General features: G+C 37.9%; 21 protein-coding genes, 1 tRNA gene and 1 pseudogene. 5 read left to right on the top strand and 18 right to left on the bottom strand.

Features of this window, described 5'->3' with window-relative positions; all coding sequences use genetic code 11:
- Positions 1 to 158 precede the first annotated feature (158 nt).
- The 3 genes from AAEU30_RS16570 to AAEU30_RS16580 all read right to left on the bottom strand — a co-directional run bounded on the left by AAEU30_RS16570 (position 159) and on the right by AAEU30_RS16580 (position 2,652).
- On the bottom strand, positions 159 to 419 hold the full coding sequence (locus AAEU30_RS16570) for a hypothetical protein (protein WP_421961461.1): 261 nt from the start codon (positions 417 to 419) through the stop codon (positions 159 to 161).
- Positions 420 to 881: 462 nt separating this feature from the next.
- Positions 882 to 1,679: a GGDEF domain-containing protein gene (locus AAEU30_RS16575; protein WP_421961462.1), complete on the bottom strand. Its 798-nt coding sequence runs from the start codon at positions 1,677 to 1,679 to the stop codon at positions 882 to 884.
- Positions 1,680 to 2,238: 559 nt separating this feature from the next.
- Positions 2,239 to 2,652, bottom strand: coding sequence for a YaeQ family protein (locus AAEU30_RS16580; protein ID WP_421961463.1), 414 nt, complete (start codon positions 2,650 to 2,652; stop codon positions 2,239 to 2,241).
- A gap of 153 nt (positions 2,653 to 2,805) precedes the next feature.
- On the opposite strand from AAEU30_RS16580, the gene AAEU30_RS16585 reads away from it, so the two are divergent.
- On the top strand, positions 2,806 to 5,220 hold the full coding sequence (locus AAEU30_RS16585) for a TonB-dependent receptor (RefSeq protein WP_421961464.1): 2,415 nt from the start codon (positions 2,806 to 2,808) through the stop codon (positions 5,218 to 5,220).
- Positions 5,221 to 5,337: 117 nt separating this feature from the next.
- Here AAEU30_RS16585 and bamJ read toward each other — a convergent pair whose 3' ends face one another.
- The 12 genes from bamJ to dkgB all read right to left on the bottom strand — a co-directional run bounded on the left by bamJ (position 5,338) and on the right by dkgB (position 15,405).
- Positions 5,338 to 5,955, bottom strand: coding sequence for a BamJ family beta-barrel-assembly machinery protein (gene bamJ, locus AAEU30_RS16590; protein WP_256826058.1), 618 nt, complete (start codon positions 5,953 to 5,955; stop codon positions 5,338 to 5,340).
- Positions 5,956 to 6,048: 93 nt separating this feature from the next.
- Complete coding sequence (locus tag AAEU30_RS16595; protein ID WP_421961465.1) at positions 6,049 to 6,435, bottom strand: hypothetical protein; 387 nt, start codon at positions 6,433 to 6,435, stop codon at positions 6,049 to 6,051.
- Between the two features lie 48 nt (positions 6,436 to 6,483).
- Positions 6,484 to 6,574, bottom strand: a tRNA-Ser gene (locus AAEU30_RS16600).
- 64 nt (positions 6,575 to 6,638) lie between these two features.
- Positions 6,639 to 7,016: a hypothetical protein gene (locus AAEU30_RS16605; protein ID WP_421961466.1), complete on the bottom strand. Its 378-nt coding sequence runs from the start codon at positions 7,014 to 7,016 to the stop codon at positions 6,639 to 6,641.
- A 194-nt stretch (positions 7,017 to 7,210) separates the two neighbouring features.
- Positions 7,211 to 7,759: an NAD(P)H nitroreductase gene (locus AAEU30_RS16610; RefSeq protein ID WP_421961467.1), complete on the bottom strand. Its 549-nt coding sequence runs from the start codon at positions 7,757 to 7,759 to the stop codon at positions 7,211 to 7,213.
- A gap of 233 nt (positions 7,760 to 7,992) precedes the next feature.
- Complete coding sequence (locus tag AAEU30_RS16615; RefSeq protein ID WP_421961468.1) at positions 7,993 to 8,286, bottom strand: DUF3325 domain-containing protein; 294 nt, start codon at positions 8,284 to 8,286, stop codon at positions 7,993 to 7,995.
- 2 nt (positions 8,287 to 8,288) lie between these two features.
- On the bottom strand, positions 8,289 to 9,836 hold the full coding sequence (locus tag AAEU30_RS16620; protein ID WP_421961469.1) for a PepSY-associated TM helix domain-containing protein: 1,548 nt from the start codon (positions 9,834 to 9,836) through the stop codon (positions 8,289 to 8,291).
- A gap of 25 nt (positions 9,837 to 9,861) precedes the next feature.
- On the bottom strand, positions 9,862 to 10,152 hold the full coding sequence (locus AAEU30_RS16625) for a hypothetical protein (RefSeq protein ID WP_421961470.1): 291 nt from the start codon (positions 10,150 to 10,152) through the stop codon (positions 9,862 to 9,864).
- A gap of 46 nt (positions 10,153 to 10,198) precedes the next feature.
- The gene (locus AAEU30_RS16630; RefSeq protein ID WP_421961471.1) at positions 10,199 to 12,334 is read right to left on the bottom strand and encodes a TonB-dependent receptor; all 2,136 of its coding nucleotides are present in this window, start codon (positions 12,332 to 12,334) and stop codon (positions 10,199 to 10,201) included.
- Positions 12,335 to 12,423: 89 nt separating this feature from the next.
- Positions 12,424 to 13,761, bottom strand: coding sequence for a histidine kinase sensor domain-containing protein (locus AAEU30_RS16635; protein ID WP_421961472.1), 1,338 nt, complete (start codon positions 13,759 to 13,761; stop codon positions 12,424 to 12,426).
- On the bottom strand, positions 13,758 to 14,444 hold the full coding sequence (locus AAEU30_RS16640) for a response regulator transcription factor (protein ID WP_421961473.1): 687 nt from the start codon (positions 14,442 to 14,444) through the stop codon (positions 13,758 to 13,760). The genes AAEU30_RS16635 and AAEU30_RS16640 overlap by 4 nt, the downstream gene beginning before the upstream one ends.
- A gap of 145 nt (positions 14,445 to 14,589) precedes the next feature.
- On the bottom strand, positions 14,590 to 15,405 hold the full coding sequence (dkgB, locus tag AAEU30_RS16645) for a 2,5-didehydrogluconate reductase DkgB (RefSeq protein WP_421961474.1): 816 nt from the start codon (positions 15,403 to 15,405) through the stop codon (positions 14,590 to 14,592).
- 576 nt (positions 15,406 to 15,981) lie between these two features.
- Between dkgB and AAEU30_RS16650 the strand changes: the two are divergent.
- Positions 15,982 to 16,076: pseudogene (locus AAEU30_RS16650) on the top strand (LysR family transcriptional regulator); the annotation flags it as partial.
- A 2-nt stretch (positions 16,077 to 16,078) separates the two neighbouring features.
- Here the strand turns inward: AAEU30_RS16650 and AAEU30_RS16655 are convergent.
- Positions 16,079 to 16,363, bottom strand: a complete 285-nt coding sequence (locus tag AAEU30_RS16655) for a hypothetical protein (protein WP_421961475.1) — start codon at positions 16,361 to 16,363, stop codon at positions 16,079 to 16,081.
- 208 nt (positions 16,364 to 16,571) lie between these two features.
- Here AAEU30_RS16655 and AAEU30_RS16660 point away from each other — a divergent pair, with 208 nt between their 5' ends.
- Together AAEU30_RS16660 and ykgO are read left to right on the top strand one after the other, a co-directional pair.
- Positions 16,572 to 16,823, top strand: coding sequence for a type B 50S ribosomal protein L31 (locus AAEU30_RS16660; protein WP_421961476.1), 252 nt, complete (start codon positions 16,572 to 16,574; stop codon positions 16,821 to 16,823).
- 2 nt (positions 16,824 to 16,825) lie between these two features.
- On the top strand, positions 16,826 to 16,966 hold the full coding sequence (ykgO, locus tag AAEU30_RS16665) for a type B 50S ribosomal protein L36 (protein WP_054203874.1): 141 nt from the start codon (positions 16,826 to 16,828) through the stop codon (positions 16,964 to 16,966).
- 56 nt (positions 16,967 to 17,022) lie between these two features.
- On the opposite strand, the gene AAEU30_RS16670 is transcribed toward ykgO, so the two are convergent.
- Positions 17,023 to 17,412 (bottom strand): cytochrome b562, encoded by a 390-nt coding sequence (locus AAEU30_RS16670; protein ID WP_421961477.1) that lies wholly within the window; start codon positions 17,410 to 17,412, stop codon positions 17,023 to 17,025.
- Positions 17,413 to 17,545: 133 nt separating this feature from the next.
- Between AAEU30_RS16670 and AAEU30_RS16675 the strand changes: the two genes are divergently transcribed.
- A complete protein-coding gene (locus AAEU30_RS16675) occupies positions 17,546 to 18,622 on the top strand; it encodes an ABC transporter substrate-binding protein (RefSeq protein ID WP_421961478.1) in 1,077 nt (358 codons plus the stop codon).
- A gap of 37 nt (positions 18,623 to 18,659) precedes the next feature.
- Here AAEU30_RS16675 and AAEU30_RS16680 read toward each other — a convergent pair whose 3' ends face one another.
- Positions 18,660 to 20,432, bottom strand: a complete 1,773-nt coding sequence (locus AAEU30_RS16680; RefSeq protein ID WP_421961479.1) for a sugar phosphorylase — start codon at positions 20,430 to 20,432, stop codon at positions 18,660 to 18,662.
- Positions 20,433 to 20,440: the final 8 nt, after the last annotated feature.

Raw genomic sequence — 20,440 nt, forward strand, 5'->3', positions numbered from 1 at the left:
TACCATTAAGTTTTTTACCTGCTTGAAGTGCCTTAACTGCATCTTCGAAGTTGAATTGATTTGTCATGTGTCATTCCTGTTTTTATCAGTTTACTGAAATGACACAGATTTTTGAACACTACCAATTTCACTGAAAGCCCTCGAAATATTTAAACCTGTTAACTATCACTTCTACTTATGAGTTCATAACCTTGGGCTTCATACTCATTAATACATTTTTGATACTTATTTTGAAGTTTTATTTCATCAAAAAACCCGAGTGAGTACGCATCACATTTTACTTTCATTTTGTCGGAGTTTTCTAGAACTGCAACCAATTTAAGTTCTGCAAATCCAAACTTGTATGCTAATTCTGAAAATTGAGTGTAGAGCAAGAAAGAAAAAGCAATTAAAAGTATAGCCGTAAGTGTTTTTTTCATTATTTATCCTTTAGATGATTTAATTTGGTTTACTTCATTAAAGCAAAAACCGAACCACATACTCCCCTCTTTAAAAAATAGGGCCCTGAGTGAATTAAGCATAGCTTAATGTATGATTACTCACTAAAATATAGTTAATTTGACCAAATCTTGAGAAATAAGCAACTTGATATTCATTAGCAAAAAATGACGTATAGTCATATGCTCCCCTTTGTTTTGTTAAGAACAATGTGATGCCCAAATTGCGACTTAAAACAGAGCTAATAAAGGCACTTGTATCATCTACGAGTCTCTTTTACATCAAGTAATAGTGATATCTAAGAAGGTTTCATTTACCCTTTACATATTATTCGCCCTACTCCTGAGTAAAGTAATATGAATGAATTATTCAGATTTAATTGTCAAAGGTTACAGTAGTTCTGTAACATTAGAAGAGTCAAAGTTAGCCAATACTACGGCGTGTTATGCGCTATACACTTTATTTTTACCGGTACTCTTAGCTAAATACAAATTTTCATCTGCTTTTTTTATTGCCAGATCGATACTCTCTGTGCGAGTAATTTCACTTACTCCTACACTTACAAATAAATTTATCTTTTCTTGCTCGACTTGAATTGGCTGTGCAAGCAAATCTTTTTGAATTCGCTTTGCTACTACAACCGCTCCCTCGACATTCGTTTGTGGTAGTACACATAAAAACTCTTCACCACCCCAGCGACAGAAAATATCTTTTGCTCTAGAAAATTTACGAAAAGTATCCGCTAAATGTGTCAGTGCTAAATCCCCGATTTGATGCCCATATTTGTCATTAACTTTTTTAAAGTCATCTATATCAACAATCATAATTGTTAACGACGTATTTGATTTATCACTTAATAGCTTCTCATCATACAAACGCTCCATGGTGTAACGGCGGTTAGGCAATGAGGTAAGAGGATCCGTAGTCGCGAGTGTTTCATTACTTTTTGCTAGTTGTATCAACTTTCGGCTATAAGTTTCACGGAAGTACTCATAAAAGCCACTTAATAAGGCAACCACAATAAAAGATAATATTATCCGGGAAAGTAACTCTGGAGAGTTATATTGATAACCATTGAAGTTATCAGCTATCACAAAGGCAGCTATCACAGCTAAAATGAAAATAGTTATATCTATAACTCCTTTACGCAGTCCTCGCATAAAGAAAGTAACAGGAGAAACGATAAAAATCCAAATAGGGCCTGTACCATGGCTTCCCCCTGTATAAACCAAATACAGCATCAATATAAACAGGTGTATAAAACAATACAAGACGAAAGCCAGTCGTTACTTTTAATAAACCATGGAAGGATAAATAAGCTCGAAGCAATAATTAAACTTGCAAACAATGGATAATTAGCATCAATAATTGCAAAAAAAGACATTACTGCGGTTGCAATAGAGCCTGTAAAAGCAAAAGATTTTATAATTAACTTTCTTTCACTTTGATCTGAATAATTTATCATTTGCTACTTTACTATCCCTAGAGTTATACAATACATAGAGTTTACCCATAATTTGAACGTTTATGCCCCCCAGCGTAACCGAACAAATTTTCGCCTAATTATAAATCTACCTATAACAAAACACTCTACATTACAGCCTAAAAAAGGTAAATGTATCAGTTAAAGCACTCTGGGCTTTCATGCAATAATAAAGTGTAATCTTTTATAATTAACTTAAATAATTAATGCCATACGAACTATTTAGTATGGTAAAAATAATGCTCATCACTAATACTCACACTATGTTGGTCAATAGTAATATCCCAATCAAGGTTTCTTGTTAAGTGTGCTTTGAGCTAATCTATAAACTGCTTATCTATTTCTACTAAATGGCTATTAGGTAGTAATGTTAATTGGGGCTTCGCCTGATTTAACCACTCACTTTGGGCCGTTGTTAAAATAATAAATTCATCCACAACTTTTGCAGCCTTGAGCATACGCTGTAAATCAGGCTTATCAACACTTAACCATTTTGTGTAGTGTTCATCTAGCGCTCTTACAGACACATCCGGCCTATATTTATCAGACAGGTTATTTATTTGTGCTGATTTATCATATGACAAAAAACTGTAACCCAATAGTTTTAATATAAAATGCTCAAGTGTTTCATTTTTAGTCAATGAAGTAGTAAAAACTTCGCGATGATTTCGTTGCTGACGTAAATCAGCAATGGTGAATCGCGCTTTGAATATACGGCTTTTGTCAGTCATAACGATGACTCCAGAAGTATGCGTATTTTGAGTATAGTTTAGATTACATAATCTAACACTTATACCTTATAAGTTATGGTATAACATTATTGATTAATTAAGATGGTGATGTTACATTATATCACAACATCAAAATCAAATAATGTAGTAATTATGAACCGATATTCAATTCTTTCTGGTGCGATCATTACAGCGCTTAGCTCCTATTCTGCACATGCTGCAACTGTAAATGGGCACGTTGTTGATCCTAATAATCAACCAATAGCTAATGCCGTTATTCATGTACATGGCAAAACACAATCTATCAAAACAGATAACAAAGGTAACTTTAGCATTGATATTGATGCCAACAGTCAATTGCATATCAGTAAAAATAACTACCTTGATGCACGTCTTAACGTAAATGAAACCAGCGCTACTGTGAACGTGACTTTAACGCCCACATCTGTTGAAACAGTGGTTGTTTATGCATCTGCTTTACACAAAAATAGTTTAGAGATGATTTCACCTGTAAGTGTACTGTCTGGTGATGAGCTAAAAAACAAATCAAAGCCAACGCTCGGTGAAACCTTAAAAGGCTTACCTGGTGTTAATGCCAGCTACTTTGGTCCAGTATCATCAAGCCCTATTATTCGTGGCTTAGACGGTCCACGAGTCAAAATCACTCAAAATGGTTTGGATAGTAGTGATGCATCACGTATTGGTCCAGACCATGCAACATCCAATGACACCCTCTCTGCAGAACAAATTGAAGTGCTTAGAGGCCCAGCCACTTTACTTTACGGTTCAGGTGCAATCGGCGGTGTGGTGAATGTGGTTGATAACCGAATTCCTACTGACAATATTGAGCAATTTACTGGTGCTGCAGAATATAGCCACGACACAGTATCAAATGCCAATACTTATGCCGCAAAATTTGAAACAGGTCATGACAACTTTAATTTTCACTTCGATGGAACAAAGCGTACTGGTGATGATTACCAAACGCCAGAATTTGAGCTACCAGAGGATGAACACGAAGAGCATGATGACCACGATCATGAAGAAGAAGCCCACGAAACAGCGACCTCTGTAGAAAACACTTTTATTGATAGCCAAACAGTAAATTTTGGTACTAGTTATGTAGGTGAGCATTTCACCCTAGGTGTTGCTTATGGTCGTATCGATACAGATTATGGTATCCCAGCGCATGAGCATATTGGTCATGATCATGAGGAAGAAGAAGTTCATGACGAAGAAAACCATGTAGAAGAGCATGATGAAGATGAATCTGTTTATGCCAGTGTAGAGCAAGATCGTTGGCAAGGTCTTATGAGTTATGCACTGCACAATAATTGGATTGAAACTATTAACTTACGCTTAGGTTACACTGATTATAAACATAGTGAAATTGAAGACGGCGTAATTGGCACAACCTTTAAAAATCAAACAACCGAAGCACGTTTAAACATCGAGCATAAATTTGGTAACTGGCATGGTATGGCAGGCTATCACTTTAGCGATTCAGACTATGATGCCGATGGCGAAGAAGCCTTTACGCCAGCGAGTAAAACAACGAGCCATGCTGTTTTTATTTTAGAAGAGCAACAATTTGGTGATATCACGGTTGAGTTAGGTGCCCGTTTAGAAGATTACAACATTGACAGTAATATCGCAGCACACGATGACCATGACCATGAAGAAGAGCATGATGAAGCTGAAGAAGAACACGATGAAGTAATCGCCTACAGCAAAAGCTTTACTAACTTAAGTGCATCTGCTGGTGCTATTTGGCAATATACACCAGGTCAAAGTATCGCACTAAGTGTATCACATTCAGAACGTGCACCACTGTCTGCAGAGCTATTGTCAAACGGACTACATATTGCAACAGGTACGTATGAACTTGGCTTAGGTTATGTGATTGAAGATGGTGAAGCGCATTTTGAGCCACAAGACATTAAACAAGAAACGTCGACCAACCTCGATTTAAGTTTTAGACGCTTCAGCGGTGACTTTGGTTACACTGTCAATCTATTCTACAACGATATTGAAAACTTTTACTATCAACAAAATACAGGGCTCGTTTATGATGAAGAGCATGGTTTTGAACAAAGTAGTGAAGAGCACGAAGAAAGCATCGCGGTATATCAATTTGTAAGTAAAGATGCTGAGCTTTACGGTATCGAATTTGATGCTCACTACCAGGTGAACGCAAATGCAATGGTTAAAGTTTTTGGTGATTCAACAACAGCAAAACTTAAAGATGATGAAAACTTACCAAGAATCCCGGCTAATAAATTAGGCTCAAAGTTACAATATACGCTGAGTGATTGGCAATTTACACTCACAGGCACTCATTATTTTGAGCAAAATGATATTACTGATTATGAAACAACAACACAGAGCTATACCTTATTTGATGCTCAAGCAAATTATCAATTAAGTGTAGGACCTGTTGATTCAGAGTTTTATATTAACGTTGACAACATTACTGATGAACTTGGCTTTGTGCACAGCTCATTTATTAAAGAAAAGGCTCCTTTACCTGGCCGTAACTTTAAAATTGGCGTTCGCGGATATTTCTGATTATAAGTAACTCATCTATAACTTTGTAGTTGAGTTACTAGTACTTAATATAAAAAAACCACGCTTAAATAAGCGTGGTTTTTATATCATCGAGCTTTGTTAGCTCAGCGACTACTATTAAAGAATAGCGTGTAGCTCAACATCAAATACAAGTGTTGAGAAAGGTGCGATTGCAGCACCAGCACCACGTTCGCCATAAGCAAGCTCATGAGGAACATAGATACGCCATTTAGTACCAACAGGCATCATTTGTAATGCTTCTGTCCAACCTTTGATAACGCCACCAACTGGGAATTCAGCAGGCTGACCACGTTCGTAAGAGCTATCAAACACTGTACCGTTGATAAGAGTACCGTGGTAATCAACACGTACTGTAGACTCAGCTGTAGGCTTTTCGCCTTCACCTGTTGCAAGCACTTCATATTGAAGACCTGATTCAGTTACTGTGATTTCAGGACGCTTAGCATTTTCTTCTAAAAATGCGATACCTTCAGCAGAAAGTACTTTAGCTTCTTCTTCGCGACGAGCTTGAATCTCAGTGTTGATTTTTTCAAATGCAGCTTGGATTTCAGGAATTTCAACTTGGAATTCACCGCCGGCATAAGCATCTTTCATGCCTTCAAATACTGAATTTAAGTTTAGACCTTCAAAAGGGTTCGCTTTAAGTTGCTCGCCCATTTGTAAACCAATACCGTAACTTGCTTTTTCAGCATCTGTAGTAAAATTATCTGACATAATGTGTTTCACGTTTGTTTGTACCAGCCGAACCTGCACTGATACCAGTTAAAAGACGCGCCTATGCTATCATAAAAAAAAGCCCTTTTGGGCTTAGTTTTTATGGAGTTTTTGCTTAACTATACCCATTATTAGGGTAAATATCGGTAAGCTGATTAAAATACCTGCAAGCAACTCCCGACTGAGTAATGCATGAGCTCCTACAAATATAATTGGCACTAAGATTAGCCCCACTACGCCAATCACACATGCCCCAATTACCGGCCAATATTTATCGTATTTGGTTATTAAATGCGCAGTTAAAACATTAAAGCCTAAGCAGTATAATAATGAAGTAACAAGTACAGCATCAGGTTGCGCATCAATAGCCATTTTAACGAGTAAATTTATGGCACTGTGATAACAATATGCAAATACAACCCACAATAAACTGTGTTTTAGTAAACGTTGTAATATATTTAATTGACGAGGCTCAGACATATAAACTCCAGATAGCAAAAAGCCGCCCATAAGGCGGCTTTTTAAATATGGTGGAGAGATAGGGATTTGAACCCTAGATGGGCTACAAACCCATGCCGGTTTTCAAGACCGGTGCATTCGACCACTCTGCCATCTCTCCGTACGGCGCGCATAATAGGTGTTACGGAGTTGATTGTAAAGCCCTATTAATGAAAAAGAGCAAATTAGTAATATTGCTTTGGACGCTTAGCAATCCACGAGCAAACTAAACATACTAATAAACTTAAAATGGCAAAACTTAAACATTGAAATATTAGGTCAAATTTATTCAAATTATCACTTGGCATGATCACTAATACAAATGCAGGCAAAATACTCAACATTAATACATAAAAACACACTTTAAATGCGCGGCCAAAATCAAAACGGCGTGTACGCTGCATCCACCAAGTTAGTACAACTAAAATTGAAATTGAAGAAATAGCCACTAAATGAGGAGTTTGCGTACTAAAAGCGGTATAAAGAGTCAGCACGGCACCGACTAACCCCCATAATGACCAGGTTAACCATTTTTCTTTTTCACGTAAAAATAAATTTCCCATTGTTCTCGTCTTCTTTATTGTTATTGTTAAGACATTCCATACAGTAACAAAAAATAACAGATTAAAAAACAAACTGAAGAAGAATATAAACAATTGCCTCCTAGCACTCTTCACAGTCTGCAGCTAATATCACCATATCAGCTGCTAGCTTAATAGAGTATGACTGATTAAAAAGTATTAAGTTCCTTTGTCTACTATAAATTTGTGAAAAAGTGTTCTGGTTTATGTTTTGCTGCTTTTTTACAATCAACTTCAGGGGTACCTAAATATAAATACCCCACTATCTCATCTAACTCATTTAAGCTTAACTGTGCTTTCACTTGCTCACTTTGAGCAAAATAACCCGTTCGCCAAACGCCTCCTAAGCCTTGTGCAAATGCGGCTTGTTGCATTGCTAAAACAGCACATCCAGCACTTTGTACTTGCTCTATTCGCGGTACTTTTGGGTGTTGTTGGTATTTGGCAATAGCAATAATGATCATCGGTGCACGCAGAGGTAGCTCCCTTGCCCGTGAAATCACTTTCTCATCTTGTTGTTCTGTCACTGCGCTTTGATAATATATTTCACCTAAGCGGTCACGTCCTTCACCTTGTACAACGATGAATTGCCACGGAGCGATACAGCCATGATCAGGCACACGCAGTGCAGCTTGTTTAATAATGGCTAATTGTTCATCATTAGGAGCGGGCTGTGTTAAACGAGGGTCGGATTGTCGGGTCAATAAAAGCTCAATAGCATCCATAATCATTCTCAAAAGTAAAAAATGTAGCATACCATTGATGATTTATTGAAGTATAGGTGCGAGTAAGTCAGTAAATAATTTAACAACAGTTTAAAGTTTAGAGCCAGAATACAAAAAAGCCTCACATGAGGCTTTTTAGATAATTATTAACGACGACGAGGCTGTGGTCGAGGTCTTGAATGAACGGGAGGTCTTACGACAGTCACACTATTGTCGTGCGGGTAACCGATTAGTTACTCAAGCATTGCCTTTAATCTAGTAATGTAAGCTAATAAGATAGCTAATGTAGTTGCTACTAGTGTTGCAGTCGCAAAAACATACACTAAGCCGAGTGCTGTGCCCCATGTATAAATTGCATTAGCGGTTGCAACGATAAGCAATGCTATACCTAGACATCGAAACAATAGATAGGTGCTTTTTTTTAAGCGCCGGGCTTGACCAATAACATCATTGTAATGACGTTGCAGTGATAAACTCAGCAGTGTAAAGCCCAGTAATTGCAGTATTATTTGCAGTAATATCAACATATTTAAATACCTTTTACTGTTTGCTTTATATGTGAGTTTGAAGATGTAATTACACTTCGCTTTTGCAGCACAACCGCCGCAAAAGCAAACCCCCCTGCAAAAACGAGCATACTTAAATCAAATCCCAACATTAACCAATCGTTATTTTGTAAGCTTGCTAACATACTGTGCTTAGTTGTAAGCATATTAACCAGTGGTATCAAGGCATAGGCCGCAGCTGCTAGCCACAGCATATTTTGCCAGGCTTTTTCTGGAGCTCGCACCAGGCAAAAACAACAACACAGCGCAAATACAATAAATAAACTATGCATTTCCCACTGGGCACGACTAACCATTTCAACAGGTAATATACGGTTTGCCCAAAAGTAAGCGGCTATGGCAATGGGTAAGCCAACAACCACAGAAGCGTTGAGCTTGTCTATAACATTGATAAACCTCGTTTGCTGCTTTTTACGTTTTTGCACCCAAATAATCATTCCACTAGCAATCATACCCGCCCCGAGTAAGCCTGATAAAAAGTACAACCATCTTAAGTAAATGTCAGCAAACACGCCTTCATGAAGATGCTCCAGCACATCATATACCTCTGCTGCACTATACTTTTTACCTGTGGCTTGCTCTATTTGTACTTTGTTTTCAACGACTCGATAGGTGATCAACGTCGCAAACTCGATGCCCTGATCGGCATCAAGCCATACTTCAAATCCTGGTTGCTCAGCATTACGCTCTACCACCCCTAAATAACTAACCGACTGATCCTTAAAACGTGATTTGCTATCAATTAATGCGGTTTCAAGTGATAAACTCTCAGCAGGTAACGCTATAAATTGCGTTGTTGTGTTTTCTGCTTGTGTTTCATCATATAACTGGCGATGCATTTTTTGGCCTTCGCCATAGGTTGCATCGACCACTGGCGCAAATGAAATACCCATTAATAAAATAAGCCCGCTGTAGGTGATCATTAAATGAAAAGGCAATGGCAACACACTAAAAATATTATGAATATCAAGCCAGCTTCGCAGGCCTTTGTTGGCACGAAAAGTAAAAAATTCGATGAATATTTTTTTATGAATAATCACCCCAGTGACTAAACCTATAAGCATCAACATCGTTGCTAAACTAGTGACCAAATACCCAACAACAATCGGCACATAATGTAAGTTATAGTGCAATCGGTATAACGTTTCGCCACCACTGGTTTCCCTGGTTGTTATTAGCTCACCAGTATTAGGGGCAAGGTTTTTTTCATACCATTGCCGTCGCGTTCCAGTCTCTTTATTTGCAGGCTGCAACCATGAAATATCAATATAAGGATTACGTGCTGATGGGTAACTAATGTACCACTGAGTTGCATCATCTGCTTTGGCTGTGAGTTGTTGCTGCGCAGTATTGAGTATCGTTAAATCATCAATTGGCTCATTGACAATGGCTATTTCTGGTTTCATCCAGCGGTCTATTTCATTTTCAAAATAGCCAACAGTGCCCGTTACAAAAATAAAAAACAGTAACCAAGCAAATGCAAAGCCCGACCACGTGTGTAGCCAGCTCATGGATTGTCTAAATCGAGGTTTCATACTACTGCGGCCCCTGCAAATAGTAATTAAATAAGTGAAGTAAAATACATAAACCACCTACAACGGTAAAAGCGCGTATTGTTGTTTTAGTGGCAAATACAAATAACACGGTGATAAGGTAAAAAATAAAGCTAAGCAGTAACCCTGTGATAATACTGTTTGTTTTATCGTTCAATAGATGATTACCAATCAATATTGCGCCAAGCATTGCTACAAAATACCCGCCGATTAACGCTATAAGCACACGAATAGTTACATCGATTGCAGTGAGGTGTTTTTTTGTCAGATTCATTGATTAGCGGTAGGTGCTTTATTAAAGCACCTACCTCATTCAGGAGTTAAAATTTATATGACACGCTCAGGCGGATATCACGCCCAGGCTCTTTAATTCCTACAACACTTTCATAGCCTGGTATGTGACCATAGTCAGCAACGCTGCCGTGGCTTAAGTAAGTCTCGTCAAGTAAGTTTTGTACTGATAAGTCAAACCTTAAATTTGTAAGCGGCTCGTAGGTTACATAGACATCAAATAAATCGTACCCTGGCTTATTAATTGTTTCGAGTTCGCTCATCCACCCCAGCTCAATTGAACGGTGGAATACTTCAATATCATTGAGGCTCGCAACATGGTTATAGTTTAAACCAAACTTAATTTGCTCATTCACATGGTAGTTAAAGTTAACATTAATAGAGTCGCCAATTGCGTTACCTAAACCCCCGTACTCGTAAGCAGCCATTTGAATGCCGTCGAAATTAACAGTGCTGTAAGTAGAAGCGTCATTGGCATCCGGCCACACAAATGAGGCGTTATTTAATTCAACATCGTTATGACTATAACTTACGATAACATCGAAGTTATAACCTTGATAACCCGACACAAGCTCAATACCTTTGGTTTCTAAATCACCTATGTTTTCGTAAAATACACCTTCACTGCCTTTAAACTTATCAAACACTACGTCGTTAATAACACTTAAATACACTGATGCCTCAAACAACCATGTGCCGTCGTTATACACTAAGCCAAGCTCTGTATTATCTACCTCTTCAGGTGATAAGTTTTGATTTGGTTTAAGCTCGCCAACAGTAAAGGCATCCGCAACTTGTCGGCCTCTGAGTGCTTGCGCATAACCAGCAGATAGCTTTAATGATTCTGTTAAACTGTACTCAAAGCCAAGATTGCCACTAATACCATCTTGTTTTTCAGTCGAGAATTCATCTGAGGTTGTCACAAGCGCACCATTGGCATCCATTTCAACAAGCCACGCACCATCAACTTGTACCCAGCTTACTTCAACACCTCTGTGATCAAGTTCATAAGCGTCATAACGCGCACCAAAGCTAAGTAACAAAGCATCCGTTAATTGCCAATGATCTTGAACATAAACACCGGTTACAGTGCCTTCTTCATCAAAAATGCCGCCAAAATCTTCATACGATTGCGAGTGCACTTTATCGACTTTCTGCTCTATACCGTAAGTTAAAGTATGCTTACCTAAATCGCTAGTATTACGAATATCAAAACCCGTGGTTTCGATTGCGGCATCCCAGGTATAAAGTTCACGTTTAAATGAAGACTCTGTACGGTAAATAGTCGTTTCAAGATTTACTAAACTATTTAAGTACCACGCATGATTTAATACAAGGGTTTCGCGCTCTCCCCACGACATAAATAGTGGATCACTTTCAAGTGGTGCCCAGTTGGTTTGTTTACCAAACTCCCCCTCTTCTTTACGGTTTTCGTAACTAAGGGTAAGGTTTTGGTTTTCTGTCAGCTCGGCGTTTACTTTTATAAATGCAAGGGTTTGATCGGCTGCTGTGCCAGGTATTTCTTCACCATCTCCGTCATCCATATTCTCGCGGTTAACGTTTACATAGGATGCTAAAACACCCACTTTATCTGTGAGTTTTCCATATAGAGAGAGGCTTTCTTTATGACCGTCATTGCTAAAATAGCTCGCCTTGGCAATACCACCAAATTGCTCATTATCACTGAGTAAGTTATCAGCACTTTTTGTTTTAAAGCGAATAGCGCCGCCAACAGCACCTGTACCGGATGTTGCTTCACCGGCACCGGCTTGTACTTCAACACTTTGTAATAGTTCAGGTTCAATCGCAACACGACCAATATGATGAAACAATGTACTGGTTTGCGGTGCACCATCAACGGTTACATTGACCATGGAGTCTTCCATACCACGTACAAATATTTTTTGTGCAATGCCTAACGAGCCACCAACAGTGACTGATGGGGTATGACGGAAAATATCTTCTAAATCGTTTGCTTGGTAGTTTTCAAGCTCAAGAGGTGTAATTTCTGAATTTGTTGTAGCACCCACAACTGTGATTTTTTCTAGTTTATTTTCTTTTTTAGACTCTTGTTGATCAGCCGCATTGGCATTGAAGCAAAGCGCTACCACAGCGCTGGCAATACTGGTTTTTACAAACGTTTTATTTATTAATACAGATGGCATGAATTGGGTCTCAAATAAGTGTTAAATACTTAATTAAGAATTATTACTATTTAAGTTCACTGATGATACAACTTTTACAATTGTTACATTTAAGAAATAGGAATCATTATCACCACAACCAAACCGCCATTTGGCGCATTCTCTGCGTGGATCTTTGCCCTGACACTGGCTAAGTGGCGCTTAGCCAGTGCTAGACCTAAGCCAAAACTATCCCCTTCACTTATTCGTGCATCATCGACTCTAAAAAATGGCTCAAATACTTTTTCTAAAAATTGCTCAGGAATGCCAGGACCTTGATCGCTTATCTGTAATTTGTAACAACCTGCCTCTAACGACATACAAATAGTAACTTGCTCACTGGCCGGTGTATAACGCAGTGCATTTCTAATTACGTTTTCAATAGCTGGGCATAAGGCACGGTGACAGCTATTTTCAATCATTGCGCTAGTTGGTGCATGAACAACCAGCTGTCGATCAGGAAATTCATATCGGGCGTCATCAATTAATACATCGAGTAAATCCACAAGGTCGACAGGCTCCTGCTTAATTATCGGTTTTTCATTTTCAAGCCATGCAAGGGTTAAGCTATCTTCAACGAGTTTACGAATATGTTTCGATTCACGAGTGATTCGCTCAAGGTGTTGCTTACTTTCGTGCTCATCAAAGTTTTCAACGGCAATATCTAAGCGCGTAAGTGGTGTTCTTAATTCGTGGGATAAATCTGAAATTAATTGTCTTTGATTATTAATTAGCTCGCCAATGCGACTGGCCATTTTATCAAAGGTGAATGCAAGTTGAGCAAGCTCATCTTTACGCCCCCCTAGATATTTCGCCACCCTAACTGAAAAGTTACCACGGCTAAACTCTGTAGTCGCTTTTTCAAGTTGCTGTAAAGGCGTAATAATATGACGATATAAAATAATCGATAACACCACTAAAACAAGCATTGGCATTATTATTTGCAATATAAACTTCGTTGTTGTCCAGTGATTACCAGGGCGCATACGCTCAGGTAACTTTATTAATAAGCTGCCATTAATGTGAGTGAACGGGATTTCCATAATGGGATTTTGCTCAAAATACAGATGAATTTTCCATTCAATACTGCGTCCAAAGTGATAGCCACCTACAATATTTTTATCAAAGGGTTCACCTGCAATGTGGTTTACCTTAAAGCCAGCTATGGATATCCAGGTGTTTTCTTGTATTTTTAGCTCTGCCAACCAAGCATTTAATTGATTTGTTTGTCCTGTGGTATAGAGCTTTTCTGCATGTGCTCCCCATGCTTGTAATTGCTTGCGGTCTTGCTCAGCAATAAAGCTCATGCTCTCTTCTGTTTTTAACGTAAATAAGTGTAATAAATAAAAAAATGAAACTAAACCAGTTGCTAATATCAGGCATAACTTCCAAAGTAATTTTCGCTTCATTTAAAGCAATATCCTTTACCATGCACTGTTTGTAGGCGTTCCCCTAACCAATTAGCATCTGTCAGCTTTCTTCTTACTCGGCTAAGATGCATATCGATACTACGGTCATAAGCCCCCAACTTTTTATTAAGCACAGCTTGATATAAATCGGCTTTGCTGACAATTTGATTTTGCTGTGATACTAATTCCCAAAGTAATTTAAACTGAATAGGCGTGAACTCAAGCTCCTCACCATTTACATAAATAACCTGTTGTGCAGCATTGAGCATTAAGCCATCAATATTTATTTCCACATGGCTACTCGGTTTTACGTTTGCTTGGCTTCGCCTGAGTAGGCTTTCAATTCTGAGTAATAGCTCTTGGGTATTAAATGGTTTAGCAACATAATCATCAGCACCATGGCTTAAACCTAAAATACGTTCTTCTTCAGCACCTTTCGCTGAAACCATAATAACAGGCTGCTGGCTAGTTTCTCGCAGTGTTTTTAAAAGCGAGACACCGTCTAATTTGGGGAGCATTTTATCAAGTAAAATAAGGTGATGCTGTTGACGCTGTGCAATATTTAATCCAGTTATGCCATCAAAACACTGCTCGACACAATAACCTGATTTAACTAATAAATCTCTGAGATAATTATTTAACGTATTATCGTCTTCGATTAATAAAACTTTTATTTTTGACACTCACACACCCAGGTTAATACAAACGATAATTGCTATTGTTTTCATAATAATCATTAGGGCTTAAAATGTAAATAAAGATATAGGCAGGTAATAAAAAGCGCGGCTTGAGCCGCGCTATATCGTCATCATTTAATCCGTTGAAAAACTATTCATCCCACTGAGGTGAAAAATCGGGGGTCGCTTGCCTGTCGCCACAATCGAGGGCATTAATGCGGTCGATATCATCGCTATCCAATTTTACTGAATCATCAAAGTTATCGGCAAGGTTTTCACGCTTAGTCGATGACGGGATAGTTGTCATACCGTTTGCATTTATCCAGGCAAGTACAACTTGCGCAGCTGATGCTTTATGTTTTTTAGCAATATCGAGTACCGTATCATCTTTAAGTACTTTACCAACTACAAACGGCATATAAGCTGTCACATGAATATCATGTTGCTGACAAAAAGCGCGTAGCTTAGTATTCGTTAAATACGGGTGAACTTCGATCTGATTTGTGAATATTTCTCGGCTATCAAGAGTTTGCATTGCCTCCTTTAAATTAGCGATAGTAAAATTAGAAACACCTATATGCTTAGTTAAACCGAGATCTTTCGCTTTTTTAAGCTCAGTTAAATATTCACTCATTGATTCACCATTTGACGGTGATGGCCAGTGAATCAGTAATAAATCAACGTGGTCTACTTGAAGCTTTGCTAGGCTTTCTTTAACACTGTCAATGAAGCTCGTTTTACTTAACTTATCATTCCACACTTTAGTGGTTATAAATAATTCACTGCGCGGTACATTACTGTCCTTAATTGCTTGGCCGACTTGAGATTCATTGCCATATATTTGCGCAGTATCTATGTGCCTAAAGCCAACTTCAAGCGCCATACTAACTGAATTATATGCTGTTTTACCTTCTAGACGAAACGTACCTACACCTAAGTCAGGCATTTCAATTACGTGCTGAGTCATAACATCTCCTTATAACATTAAATACAAATATCATTTATTTAACTATGTGACTGTGGTCGTAAACTTTATTTTCAAGTCATGATGACAAAGAGTCACTGAATGTGCACTTAAGTCGAGATTCTGGATTTATTTATATGCCCCGCCCAACATGTGGCAATTAAAGCATTCACACCTGCTCCATAAGTTTAGTGATGTGAACTATTGCAAACATGTTTAAGCTACGCTCATAAAATCAATACTAGGATAAAGTTGCTGTTATGAAAGCAGAAGCTGAAGATTGATAAGCGCTTGTAAATTTTGGAAGCTCTAATACCGCTTGTAGGACATTAGGGACATTAAGCAGCGACTGTAAACCTTCTAGTTAAATAAAAGCTAATCAGCTTGATAATAAAGCATTTAACTGAGGGCTGTCAGCTACGATGCCTGAACTCCCCTTTAGTATTACAGCACAGAGGTAAAATAATAAGCCAGCTGTGTTTAACACATTAAATCAATCGCTTATATTAAATATATGGTCAATAATAAATTACCATAAGTCAGTTAGATACGCTCTGATAAATGTTCCCCACAACCCAGCGAGAAAACATCAATGCTGTTTATTACAAAACAGTGCGGTGTCATCACGTATAACTGCCTTTTTAGATTTTATTCAACCCCAGTTAAACCTATAAATTTATTCTTGGTGTTCAAATTGACCACGATAAACTTCAAACACTTTTAATACTGTATGTTGTGCTTTATTAAGACCATCAAACCATGCATCAAATAAATCATCATCATCTTGCTCACTCAATGCTAAATAGTGCGCCAGTAACTCTACAATGTCGTTATGGGTGCAACTCAGAGGATCGATCTGCTGGGCAAGTAATGAGTTATCTTTGCTTCGCAATGTATCCATCACGCCTTGATCTATTTGCTGGCTTTGCTCATCGGTAGTGTCTGGTATTTGTTCGCTCATTCTAAAGCTTGCCTCCTTTTGCTCTGTTACATCTTATTTATAACAGGCTAAAGCCCAATAGCCAGTTTTTTTGTACTGACTGCTTAACTTTTGAATTATTTGTATAAATTACCAACAACACCGTTAAATATTGAGCAAAAACTTGTTGCAAAGGATTCTTATTTGCGATAACTTTAATGGTATATTATCACATAACAAAGAGTTCACCATGAAACCAAATATTCATCCTGATTATCAAACAGTCGCTTTTCACGATACTGCAGCTGACAGTTATTTCATTATTGGTTCTACAATCAAAACGAATCGCACTATTGAGCTAGATGGTAAAACCTACCCTTATGTGCCTATTGATGTATCTAGTGATTCTCACCCGTTTTATACAGGTAAGCAGAAGACAGTTGCCAGTGATGGCCGTGTTGCGGCATTTAACCGTCGCTTTAAAAACCTAGGCAGTAAGTAATAATGAAAGTACTAAGTTCACTTAAGAGCGCGAAAAACCGCCCTGGTTGCCAAATAGTAAAGCGTAAAGGCCGTGTGTTTGTGATCTGTAAAGATAATCCACGTTTTAAAGCAGTACAAGGTATGAAGAAAAAAGGCAAATAGTCGAGTTGCCACGAGCAGTTGCGCGCTACTACTTAGCGTACAACTGCTCATATAAATTATTTACCAAATAAAAGTTCCCAAAACCCAGGTGGCTCATGTAACTCATGATACTCTTTGCGTAATTCGTCAATCTCCTTTAATGGCTTTTTAGCAGCAGTTAATCCAGTATTATTTGCAAGCTGCTTTGCTAGCTTTGCTTTAACTAATACCTTATCGAGACCTTGTACAGATTTTTTGGCTTCTTTATTAAATTTAGCAAGTTTACTTTTTTCAACCAATTTAATTAGTTCATCAATCGCCACATTAAATTCTGTTAACTGGGTTGCTTGAACACTTTGTTTATAAGCAAGGCCCATGTTCTTCATAGTCGTTTCTAAACTGTTTTGTTCAACCGCGAAGGTACTTTGACTCACAATAAGTACAATTACACATAAGATTGCTTTCATTTATAAACCCTAAAAATATGCTAAGATTGTAATTATAAATATTGTAAAGCCAAATAGATACCTTACGGGTGTCTACTTTGCTGTTAGTTTTTTCAACAAGGATTTGTTCTTTTTGCGTTTTTTGTGAGTACAAATGCCGTTTTTTCGACTTTATAATTATATTTTTTTCGCTTTACTTGCCTTGCTTTCAAGCAACAGCTATGCAATCGATGTCACATTTATTAACCCAGGTTTTCCTGACTCAGCCCACCAAGAAAATAATACTGGCAACTTTTGGTTTAAAGTTTCCAAAATTATGCACAATGCAGCAACGGACTTAGACATAAATTTAAAGGTAGAATATGCTAATCGTAACCATATTCTGATGAAAGAGCTTATACGCCAAGCGATTCAAGACAACCCTGATTATTTAATTTTAGTCGATGAAAAAAGCGTAGCAAGTGGCTATTTGACTAAATTAAACACTAAAGATGTGCCAATTTATTTTTTACTTAACCGCCCAGCAGAACAACAGTTAAATTTTTTAAAACGAGACGGCTTAAATATTATTGGAAGTATTATTCCTGATAACCAAAATGCAGGTAAAGAGCTTGCGCACAAGTTGTATAACAAACACACTCTAAGCTCGAACCAAACTGTGAATATGCTCGCTTTGTTAGGTGACTATACAACTGCAGCATCAATCGAACGCACTGCAGGGCTTAATGAGTTTATTGAGCAAAAGAAAGGTATAACACTGACAGGCCAAGATGTTGCAAATTGGTCTGAGCATGAAAGCTACATTAAAACTATGGCTTTTATGCAACTTGCACCAGAAATTAATACAATCTGGTGTGCCAATGATGCCATCGCTTTTGGTGCACAACGGGCTTTAATAAAATTAAATAAGCAGAATCACGTATTATTAGGTGGCATAAATTGGGATTCACCTCCAAAAGGTTTAAAGCCTCTTGATGTCACTCTTGGTGGTCATGTATTACTTGGTGCTTTCGCACTAACAAGTATTTTTGATCACAATTTAAAAATAGATAAGCAAACACAAAAGCACATTACTCTGCCGATTTTTAATAATTTAACCACTCGAAATCAACCTCTAGTGGAGTTAATAAATCACGGAGGGCTAGATATTATAGATTTTAAAAAATTCAGTAAAACATCGCCAGAACAGCTCCCTTTCACTGTAGAGAACCTGTTAAAGCAATTGCATTAAAACAAGCAAAGGGAGTAATACTCCCTTTATAAACTCTTTATGCTCTATTTGATAACCAAAGTGCTTGATAAGGTTCAAGTTCAATACTTTGTTGTCCATCATTGAGAGGATGGGCAGATATCAACTCAAACCATTGCTCTGTATCAATTAAATTTAAATCTGCTAACAATAAAGTTTGCGGCTCATCACTAATGTTATACACACAGAATATGCTTTGCCTACGGTCTATACTTTGGCGCCAAAAGCCAAATAAAGCTCCTGTTAAGTGCAGAGTAAATTGCGTTGCATTAGGATGGAAAGCATCTTGTTGCTTACGAATTGCTAATAAATTATTGATGCGGCTAAACACATGGTAATGATGGCTACCTACATCGGATAACTTTTCAAGTAATGCTTTTTCTTGCCAACGATGACGATTAATACAACGATTATGCTGACTATTTTCAAACCTTTCATAATCATTCGTTGTACCAAGTAAGCTATGAATATAAAGCCCAGGGATCCCCTCTAGAGCAAACATAATTGCATGCGCACAGGTAAAACGCTGTAAACCCCATTTATCAATGCCTTTATGCGTGCCTTGTAAAGCATCAAATAATGCAATATTGAGTTCATATGGCGAACTAGTGCCATTGTTTGCTGTTCGCATTGATACTTTGGCACCAAAGCGACTGACTGTATTTACCATTTGTCCAAGCTCGGCTTCATCAAGTAAGCCTTCTGCTGGACGCAAACCAATCCCATCATGTGAGGCAATAAAATTAAAGTATGCAGTACCATTTTGTGCCGGTGGCATACTCATCATCCAATGTTTTAATGCTTTGCTGTCGCCACTGAGTAAAGTATGTAATAGAAGTGGCGGTAATGAGAAGTTATAAATACAGTGTGCTTCGTTTGCATTACCAAAGTAAGATAGATTTTCACGGTTTGGAATATTGGTTTCGGTGATAATAATAGCGCTGGGTTCAACATGCTCTATTAAGGTTCGTAATAGACGAATTACTTCGTGTGTTTGCGGTAAATTAATACAGGAAGTGTTCAACTCTTTCCATAAAAACGCCACTGCATCTAAGCGAAATATCTTCACCCCATTATCTAAATAATGACGAATAATGCCAACAAACTCATTCAACACAAGTGGATTTGCAAAGTCTAAATCAACCTGATCCGGACTGAAGGTACACCAAACATGCCTCTCACCTATGGCTGTTTGTACGGTATTTAATAAAGGGGTCGTTCTTGGGCGCACCACTTTAGATACATCATCGGTTAAATTAGCCGTTTTGAAATAACTCAGCCCTGGCTCTTTTCCTTGCATAAAGTTTTCAAACCAGCGGCTTCGACTCGAACAATGATTAATGACCAAATCCGCCATTAACTTTACATCTTTTGCAATGCCTTGAATATCATCCCAACTTCCCAATGATTCGTTTACCTGAACATAATTCATCACCGAAAAACCTTCATCTGAACTATAGGGGTAAAAAGGCAGTATATGTAAAGCATTGATAGTGCCAGCACATTGGTTTTTCATAAAGCGATGTAACGTATGTAAAGGCGGCTCACTGGGAACTGGTACTGCTTGTTCATCAGCTTGATAACGCATTATTGAATCGCCATAAGCAATTAAAATTACGTCTTGCTGATCCCAACGGTTTTTATGGGGTGTAGGGTCACGAACTGGATCATCTTTTAACATAGTGGTGATCAACATACTCGCTAAAGCATCAATACTCATACATAAATCAACACCTTCGTATATGCTTGCTAAATGCTGTTCAACCCGTTGTTCAAATAATGCTTTACTCATTTCCCTAC

The sequence above is a fragment of the Pseudoalteromonas mucoides genome (assembly GCF_049257175.1).
Taxonomy (GTDB): domain Bacteria; phylum Pseudomonadota; class Gammaproteobacteria; order Enterobacterales; family Alteromonadaceae; genus Pseudoalteromonas.